General features: G+C 67.1%; 7 protein-coding genes and 1 tRNA gene. 4 read left to right on the plus strand and 4 right to left on the minus strand.

Annotated features, from left to right (window positions below; genetic code table 11):
- Window positions 1–195: 195 nt before the first annotated feature.
- Complete coding sequence (locus GJ693_RS12405) at window positions 196–1494, minus strand: papain-like cysteine protease family protein (protein ID WP_156256608.1); 1299 nt, start codon at window positions 1492–1494, stop codon at window positions 196–198.
- Between the two features lie 185 nt (window positions 1495–1679).
- Here GJ693_RS12405 and GJ693_RS12410 point away from each other — a divergent pair, with 185 nt between their 5' ends.
- Window positions 1680–2981, plus strand: coding sequence for an FAD-dependent oxidoreductase (locus GJ693_RS12410; protein ID WP_156256609.1), 1302 nt, complete (start codon window positions 1680–1682; stop codon window positions 2979–2981).
- Here GJ693_RS12410 and GJ693_RS12415 read toward each other — a convergent pair whose 3' ends face one another.
- A complete protein-coding gene (locus GJ693_RS12415) occupies window positions 2982–3614 on the minus strand; it encodes a hypothetical protein (RefSeq protein ID WP_156256610.1) in 633 nt (210 codons plus the stop codon).
- A gap of 161 nt (window positions 3615–3775) precedes the next feature.
- Here GJ693_RS12415 and GJ693_RS12420 point away from each other — a divergent pair.
- Window positions 3776–3852 (plus strand) — tRNA-Pro (locus GJ693_RS12420).
- A gap of 42 nt (window positions 3853–3894) precedes the next feature.
- Here GJ693_RS12420 and GJ693_RS12425 read toward each other — a convergent pair.
- Window positions 3895–4779 carry an SMP-30/gluconolactonase/LRE family protein gene (locus tag GJ693_RS12425; RefSeq protein ID WP_156256611.1) on the minus strand — a complete coding sequence of 295 codons (885 nt, stop codon included), beginning with the start codon at window positions 4777–4779 and terminating at the stop codon, window positions 3895–3897.
- Between the two features lie 47 nt (window positions 4780–4826).
- On the opposite strand from GJ693_RS12425, the gene GJ693_RS12430 reads away from it, so the two are divergent.
- The gene (locus tag GJ693_RS12430; protein WP_156256612.1) at window positions 4827–5450 is read left to right on the plus strand and encodes a 2-dehydro-3-deoxy-6-phosphogalactonate aldolase; all 624 of its coding nucleotides are present in this window, start codon (window positions 4827–4829) and stop codon (window positions 5448–5450) included.
- A 167-nt stretch (window positions 5451–5617) separates the two neighbouring features.
- Here the strand turns inward: GJ693_RS12430 and GJ693_RS12435 are convergent, their stop codons facing one another.
- Complete coding sequence (locus GJ693_RS12435) at window positions 5618–6226, minus strand: outer membrane protein (RefSeq protein WP_197042166.1); 609 nt, start codon at window positions 6224–6226, stop codon at window positions 5618–5620.
- 215 nt (window positions 6227–6441) lie between these two features.
- Here GJ693_RS12435 and GJ693_RS12440 point away from each other — a divergent pair.
- Window positions 6442–6968, plus strand: a 527-nt coding sequence (locus GJ693_RS12440) for an AfsR/SARP family transcriptional regulator (RefSeq protein ID WP_197042167.1), incomplete at its 3' end; no start/stop codon positions are given.

Here is a 6968-nt window from a genome sequence, read left to right on the forward strand (position 1 = left end):
GGTGGCGGCGATGCGCAGCGCGTTGCCAGTGGCCAGGCGTGTGGCGGCGCGGGTGAGCGCCGGGGCGCGGGCTTCGAGGTTGGTACTGGCGGCCAGGTGCGGCAGCGCGGCGGCGAGATTGCCGGCCATGGCGGCCGGCGGCTTGGCGAAGCTGATGGGCATATCGTGTCTCCCTTGGGGATTCAGGCTCTAGAGTCAGGCCTTGGTGTAGCCGGTGCCGATCCAGTTGCCGCTGCCGCTGTAGTCGGAGAGCAGCGTATCATAGGCGACCACGGTTGTGGTGCCCTGGGTGGCGTCTGCGGCGCTGGATGATCCGGGATCGCACATGATCACCATGTTGCCATCCTCCACCCCGGCGGCGACCACGGCGTGGCGGCCACCGCCATCCCATTCGATGCGGATGAAGATCGGCCGGCCGGCGGCGAGTTCGCTGCGCAGATTGCCGAACGACACGCTGTTGTTCTGCATCTGGGCGAGGTGGCCCAGGCTGTTGAGCACATCGGACGTGTTGTCGGCCTTGTTGCAGCGATCGGTGTCGGCGCCCGGGCCGGGCTGGCCGCAATCATTGCGCCCGCGCCGCTGGTTGACCAGATCGACCTGGGTGAGGGTGGAAGCCGGCTGATAATAATGCCGGATGCTGGTGGAGACGGCCGACCAGCACCAGTTGCTCTGCTGCTGGCGCTGGATGCGAAAGCGCAGGTTGACGTCCACCGGCAGGGCACCGAGCGCGCCGGAGACGAACAGCGGCCGGAAGCCGCCGGCGACCGCGGCATCGAAATTGGCCTGGTAGGCGCCGCCGGTCATGCCGTGGTGGCCGATGCTGGCGGCGCTGCGCTTTTCCCACAGGCCGGCATAGACGTCCTGCTTGAGGAAGATGAAATTGAGCATGGCGCTGCCGCCCGACACCAGGTCATAGCCCTGCATGGCGAGGCTGTTGTGGGTGGCGCGGAACTGCGCCTCGGTCATGTTGTGGCGGGCCACCCATGGCGGCCCGGCGCTCTTTTCCCACCAGGCGATATATTTGACCGTACTGCTTTCTACATAAGGCTGCACGCCGCGCAGGCGATAGCCCTGGCCGACGAACTGATCAAAGGCCTGCTGATAGGCGGCGCTGTCGAGCCCGTGGCGGGCCGCCCAGGCGCCGCTGCCGCCCTTTTCATAGATGCAGGCAAAGCGCGAGCCGCTGCCGGTGCGCCAGGCCGACAGGCTGAGCGGCCGCATGCCGGCGTGCGCCCATTCATCAACGCCGGCCTGATATTGCGCCGCCGTGATGCCGTGGCGCGCCACCCAGCCGGTCGAGGCGCTCTTGTCGAAGATGCAGGCAAAGCGTTCGCTGTTGCCGTTGGTGTAACCGCTGATGCACACCGGGCGGAAGCCTTGCCCGGTCAACTCGTTGAATCGCGCCTGATATTGGGCGCCGGTCAGCCCGTGATTGGCTGCCCACGCCGTGCCGCCAGCCTTGATCCAGCTGGCCATGTACAATGCTTGTGCCATGATCTGCGTCCTCTTTCCCAAAAGCGGATGCAGCGAGCCCGGCAGCTGTCACGTGTCTCCCATCGCTAACCAAGGTTACCATATTCGGCGGCGGGCAATTGCATGGAAGCGACAGAAATGCACGCCGGCTTGACCGGCGCGCGCGCGCGCCATAGCGGGACGGCACGAGTTTTCGGAGACGCGACGTGACTATCAATATTGCCATCGTCGGCGCCGGCCCGGCCGGTTACTACACGGCCGAAGCCGCGCAGAAGCAGTGGGGCGCTGATGTGCGCATCGACCTCATCGATCGCCTGCCGACGCCCTATGGCCTGATCCGCGCCGGCGTCGCGCCTGATCACCAGTCGATCAAGGCGGTGACCAAACGCTACGAGGCGACCAACCTGGCGCCGGGCACGCGGCTGGTCGGCAATGTCGAGCTGGGCCGCGATGTCTCGGTGGAGGAACTGCTTGGCCTCTATGACGCCGTCGTGCTCTCGGTCGGCGCGCCGCTGGACAAGCCGATCGGCATTCCGGGCGATGATCTGCCCGGCGTCGTCGGCTCGGCGGCGTTTGTCGGCTGGTACAATGGCCATCCCGATCATGCCGGGCTGGCCGTCGATCTGTCCCACCATGGCGCCGCGATCATCGGCAACGGCAATGTCGCCATCGATTGCGCCCGCGTGCTGGCCAAGACAGTGGACGAGCTGTCGACCACCGACATCGCTGATCATGCCCTGAAGACGCTGGCGGCCAGCGCGGTGCGTGACGTGCATATCATCGGCAGAAGGGGCCCCCACCAGGCCAGCTTCACCACCAAGGAAGCCGGCGAACTGGGCCACCTGGTGCGCGCCCAGCCGATCGTGAAGCCCGGCGATCTGCCGCCGGAGGCCGAGGATGCCGCGCTCGATCCCGGCCACCGCAAGATGGTCAATCACCTGCGCTCGTTCGCCGGCACCGAACGCGGCGACAAGCCGGTGACGATCAATTTCGAATTCTTCCGCCGCCCGGTTGCGGTGGAAGGCCATGGCAAGGCCGAGCGGCTGATCGTCGAGACGACGCGGCTGGAAAATGGCCAGGCCGTCGGCACCGGCGAGCTGCACGCCATCCCGTGCGGGCTGGTGATCGCCTGCATCGGCTATCGCACCGCCGCCATTCCCGGCACCGCCTATGCCGAAAGGCTTGGCCGTTTCCCCACCGATGATGCGGGGCGCATCGGCCCGGCGCTCTATGCCAGCGGCTGGGCGCGGCGCGGCCCGTCGGGCACCATCGGCACCAACCGCCCCGATGGCTTCAGCGTGATCGAGGCGATGCTGGCTGACGGCATCACTGCGTCGGGCAAGGCCGGCGGGCAGGGCCTCGACGCGCTGCTTGCCAGCCGCGGTGTCAAGGCGACCGATTTTTCCAGCTGGCGCAAGATCGAAGCCGCCGAAGTCGCCGCCGCCCGCGCTGGCGCTCCGCGCGAGAAGCTGGTGGACGTGGCCCGGATGCTGGATATCGCTGGCTGATCAGACGTTGAAGAAGGCCAGCGCATCCGCCCGGCTGATGGGCTGGCCGGCCTGCACATCGACAACCCGGAACATGTTGCCATCGCCGGACTGCTTGCGCATCAGGATGCTGAACATGTCGCCGTTGTGGGTGATCAGGCCCAGGATGCGCGGGATGACCGATTCCCCTGGCAGGCCGTCTGGCGGTGGCTTGAAATTCTCGAACGGCGAGAAGCCGCAGATATAGGTTACATCGGCATTGCCAATCAGCGCATGCGCTGCCCGTTTGGTTCGCAACGTTTCCGGGGTGTCGGCCTTGCCCACCGTTCCGACGTGATAGACTTGGCGCACGCCATTCACCTCCAGCAACAGCATTCGGCAGCCGCTGAACGGGCCGGACAGCACGTCTCCACGCTCAAGGGCGTTGAACGTGACAAAGCCTGGCCGATAGGGCAGCCAGACAAAATTCCGGTGGCCCTGACGGTACAACTGGCCAGCAGTGACTCCGCGACTGGTGCTGAAGCCGCCTTCGCGCCAGACATGGCAATAGAGCGTCGGGACGGGCTGCAGGATATCGACGTCGTTCGCATAGCTGTTGTAAGTTGGCAGGGGGAAATCCAGCATCATGCCGGCCCTGATCTTGCGTTCGATCATCTCATGCCCCCTTTCAAAGCCGGTCCCTGGCCCATTCCACCGGCCGACACGGTCAGCCCTCGAGAGTGCCATTGTCCGTTGGACGAATGTAGTGAAAAATGCATGACAGGGTGGTTGCGCGAACCATGGCTGGCCGCTATAGCCGCGCTTCCGCGAAGGGTCGGGGCGTAGCTCAGCCTGGTAGAGCACTGTCTTCGGGAGGCAGGGGCCGGAGGTTCGAATCCTCTCGCCCCGACCAGCGGATACCAAGGGTCAGCAGCAATGCTGACCCTTTCTCGTTTCAGCCGAGCCGGAAGCGCCCGGCGGGCAGGCCCTGGAACGGCCCTTCATATACCAGCACATCACCGGCATGCGGCTCCGCGCCGGGGGACAGGCCCTCGCTGGCGCTGCTGACGAACAGCAGGTCGAGCCCCGGCCCGCCAAACGCCACGCAGGTGACTTGGCTGACCGGCAGGACCAATCGCCCTGACACCGTGCCATCGGCATTATAGGCGGTCACCCGGCTGCCGCCCCATTCCGCATTCCACAGCCGGCCAGCTGCATCCACATCCGATCCATCCGGCGCACTGCCGCGATCGGTGCGGGCAAACAGCGTCGGCTCGCCCAGCGGGCCATCGGCGTTGTAGCGCAGGATGCGGCCGGTGGTGGAGTCGGCGAAATAGGCGTGGGCGCCATCGGGCGAGAAGCAGAGCGAGTTGCTGATCCGGATGCCATCGCGCAGCGCCAGGGGCGGCGTGTTGCCGGGCGGATCGAGCCGGTAGAGCGCGCCCAGCGCGGCCGGCGCACGGGCTTCATCCTCCACCATGGCGCCGGTCCAGAAGCGGCCCTGGCGGTCCACCCGGCCATCGTTCAATCGCATGCCGTGCGCTGCCAGATCGAGCCGGTGCAGCCATTCGATCCGCCCGCTCGACAGGCTGAACAGCGCAAAGCCGTCGGCCAATGCCAGCAGCAGCCGGTCCGGATCATCGGTCAACGCCAGCGAGCCAAGCCGGTCGGGCAGGGCGATGCGCTCCAGCCGGGCGTCGCCATGATGCCAGCAGAGCAATTGCGCCTGCTGGATATCGGTGAACCACAGGCAGCCGGCGCGATCATCCCACACCGGTCCTTCCGCCAGCACGCATTGCGACGGGATGATGAAGGCCGGCGTTGTGGGAAGGTTCAGCATGGCGGGCAGGATTGCACCGCACCCGCGCCCGTGCAAGTTGATCGCCGATGAGCGATTTTCTGCATGGGCACCGGCCGTTGGTGGCAATCCTGCGTGGGCTGGAACCGGCGCAGGCGGCCGATGTGGCGCAAACGCTGGTGGCCGCCGGCATCACGCTGATCGAGGTGCCGCTGAACTCGCCCGATCCCTTCACCAGCATCGCCGCCATCCTCGCCGCGGTGGGGGACCGCGCCCTGGTCGGGGCCGGCACGGTGCTGGATGTGGGCCAGGTGCGCACCCTGGCCGGGTTGGGCGCGCGGCTGGTGGTGGCGCCCAATTGCAACCCCGCGGTCATCGCGGCGGCCGTGGCCAGCGGCATGATCGCGCTGCCCGGCGTGCTGACGCCGACCGAGATGTTTGCTGCCATCGCCGCCGGTGCGCAGGGATTGAAGCTCTTTCCGGCCGAACTCGTGCCGCCCGCCGGCGTCAAGGCGGTGCGCGCCGTGCTGCCGCCGGGCCTGCCGCTGTTCTTGGTGGGCGGCATCAATGCTGCCAGCATGGCCCCGTATCGCGCCGCTGGCGCCACTGGCTTTGGCCTGGGCAGCAGCCTGTTCGCACCCGGCAAGTCATTGGCCGACATCAGCCGCGACGCCGCCGCTATCGTTGCCGCCTGGGACGCGCTGGCCGGCTGAACACAAGACCGGGGCCGGCCCCGGTGAGGGACCGACCCCGGCTGGAGGGGGTGTTTCGGGGGAACCTAAGGCTCCTTGGGGGATACGGGCGGCCACCCCCTCGGCAACCGCCCGCCCTTCGTTGGCAAACCGGCTTTTGGGAACGGCCTGCCTCGGAAATCGCCGGCTTAGAAGTTGAACGCGACGCCCACGCGGATCTGGTGCCGGTCGAAATTCTCGGCCCAGTCGTAGTTGACGCGCACGCTGATCGCATCGGTCACATATTGTTCAACGCCGGCGCCGATCAGGAAGCTGTCGTCGTTGCCGCTGAAATCGGTGACCGTGGCGGTCGGCGTGGCCGGCGGCTTCGGGGTCACCGTGCGCACCGACTTGAAGCGCGTGTCTTCCCAGCCGCCGCGCACGAACAGCAGCGTGCCTTCGGTGACCAGATAGCCGGCGCGGGCGAACACGCCGATGCTGCGGCCAACCCGGTTGTCGAACAGGGTCACGTTGGTGGCGGTTTCGCTGCGCAGCTGTTCCTTGATGGTGGAATCGCCGATGCGCACTTCGCCGCCAACCACGAAGCGGTCAGCCGCCTTCAGGTTGAAACCGGCGAAGCCGCCGAAGGTCCAGCCGTCCTTGGTGGTGCGGCCGCTGCTTTCATAACCGAAATCGCCGCCGACATAGCCGCCCGAGAATTTCTCGGCGCATTCGCCGGGGGTGGCCGCCAGCATGAAGGCGATGGCGCCCAGCAGGGCGGTGCCCAGCAGCGGGCGGTTGGTGAGGTTGATCGTCATTGTCTGTCTCCGTCGAGGGGGTGATCCGGCAGGCCCGGGTTGTCCCCGGCGTCGGCTGAGCGGCGATATGGGGAGGCAGCGTTGGTGTGATCGTTGGCTCCAGCGTTGGAATTGGCGTTGGAATCGGGGTTGAAACGTTGATATCGCTGTGCTGTTGACTGCGGCTCCGGGGGGAATATTGCAGCGCAATGCTGGTCCTGAACTGTCTTGGTCCGATGAATTTGCTTGCCGATGGCGTGGCGCGGCCGCTGCCATCTTCGCGCAAGACGCGCGCGCTGCTGGCGTATCTGGCGCTGGAACCGCGCGCGCACCGGCGCGAACGGCTGTGCGAAATCCTGTGGGATATTCCCGACGATCCGCGCGCCGCCCTGCGCTGGAGCCTGACCAAGCTGCGCCCGCTGCTTGACCGGCCCGATCGGCTGCAGGCCGGCCGGGACGACGTGGCCATGGTCACCGATGATCTGCTGATCGACGTGGCCCAGGTGCGCGCCGCCGTCGCCGAGGATCTGAGCTGGCAGAAATCGGAACGGCTGGAAACGCTGTTCGAAGCCGCCAGCGAACGCTTCCTCGAAGGCAGTGACCTGCCGGCGCAGCCGCTGTTCGATGCCTGGATCGGCGCCATCCGCCGCGAAATGGCCGAAGCCGCGCGCCGGCTGGGCGAGGCGCTGCTGGCGCGGCCGCTGGCGCCGGCCACGCATCTCGCCATCCTGGCGCGGATGATCGCCGCCGATCCGCACGACGC

The sequence above is a fragment of the Sandarakinorhabdus oryzae genome (genome assembly GCF_009733735.1).
Taxonomy (GTDB): domain Bacteria; phylum Pseudomonadota; class Alphaproteobacteria; order Sphingomonadales; family Sphingomonadaceae; genus Sandarakinorhabdus; species Sandarakinorhabdus oryzae.

Bases quoted from the DNA above. Each gene is read 5' to 3' on its own strand.
- GJ693_RS12435 (WP_197042166.1), bottom strand. From the start codon at position 6,226: ATGACGATCAACCTCACCAACCGCCCGCTGCTGGGCACCGCCCTGCTG.
- GJ693_RS12405 (WP_156256608.1), bottom strand. From the start codon at position 1,494: ATGGCACAAGCATTGTACATGGCCAGCTGGATCAAGGCTGGCGGCACG.
- GJ693_RS12415 (WP_156256610.1), bottom strand. From the start codon at position 3,614: ATGATCGAACGCAAGATCAGGGCCGGCATGATGCTGGATTTCCCCCTG.
- GJ693_RS12430 (WP_156256612.1), top strand. From the start codon at position 4,827: ATGAGCGATTTTCTGCATGGGCACCGGCCGTTGGTGGCAATCCTGCGT.
- GJ693_RS12425 (WP_156256611.1), bottom strand. From the start codon at position 4,779: ATGCTGAACCTTCCCACAACGCCGGCCTTCATCATCCCGTCGCAATGC.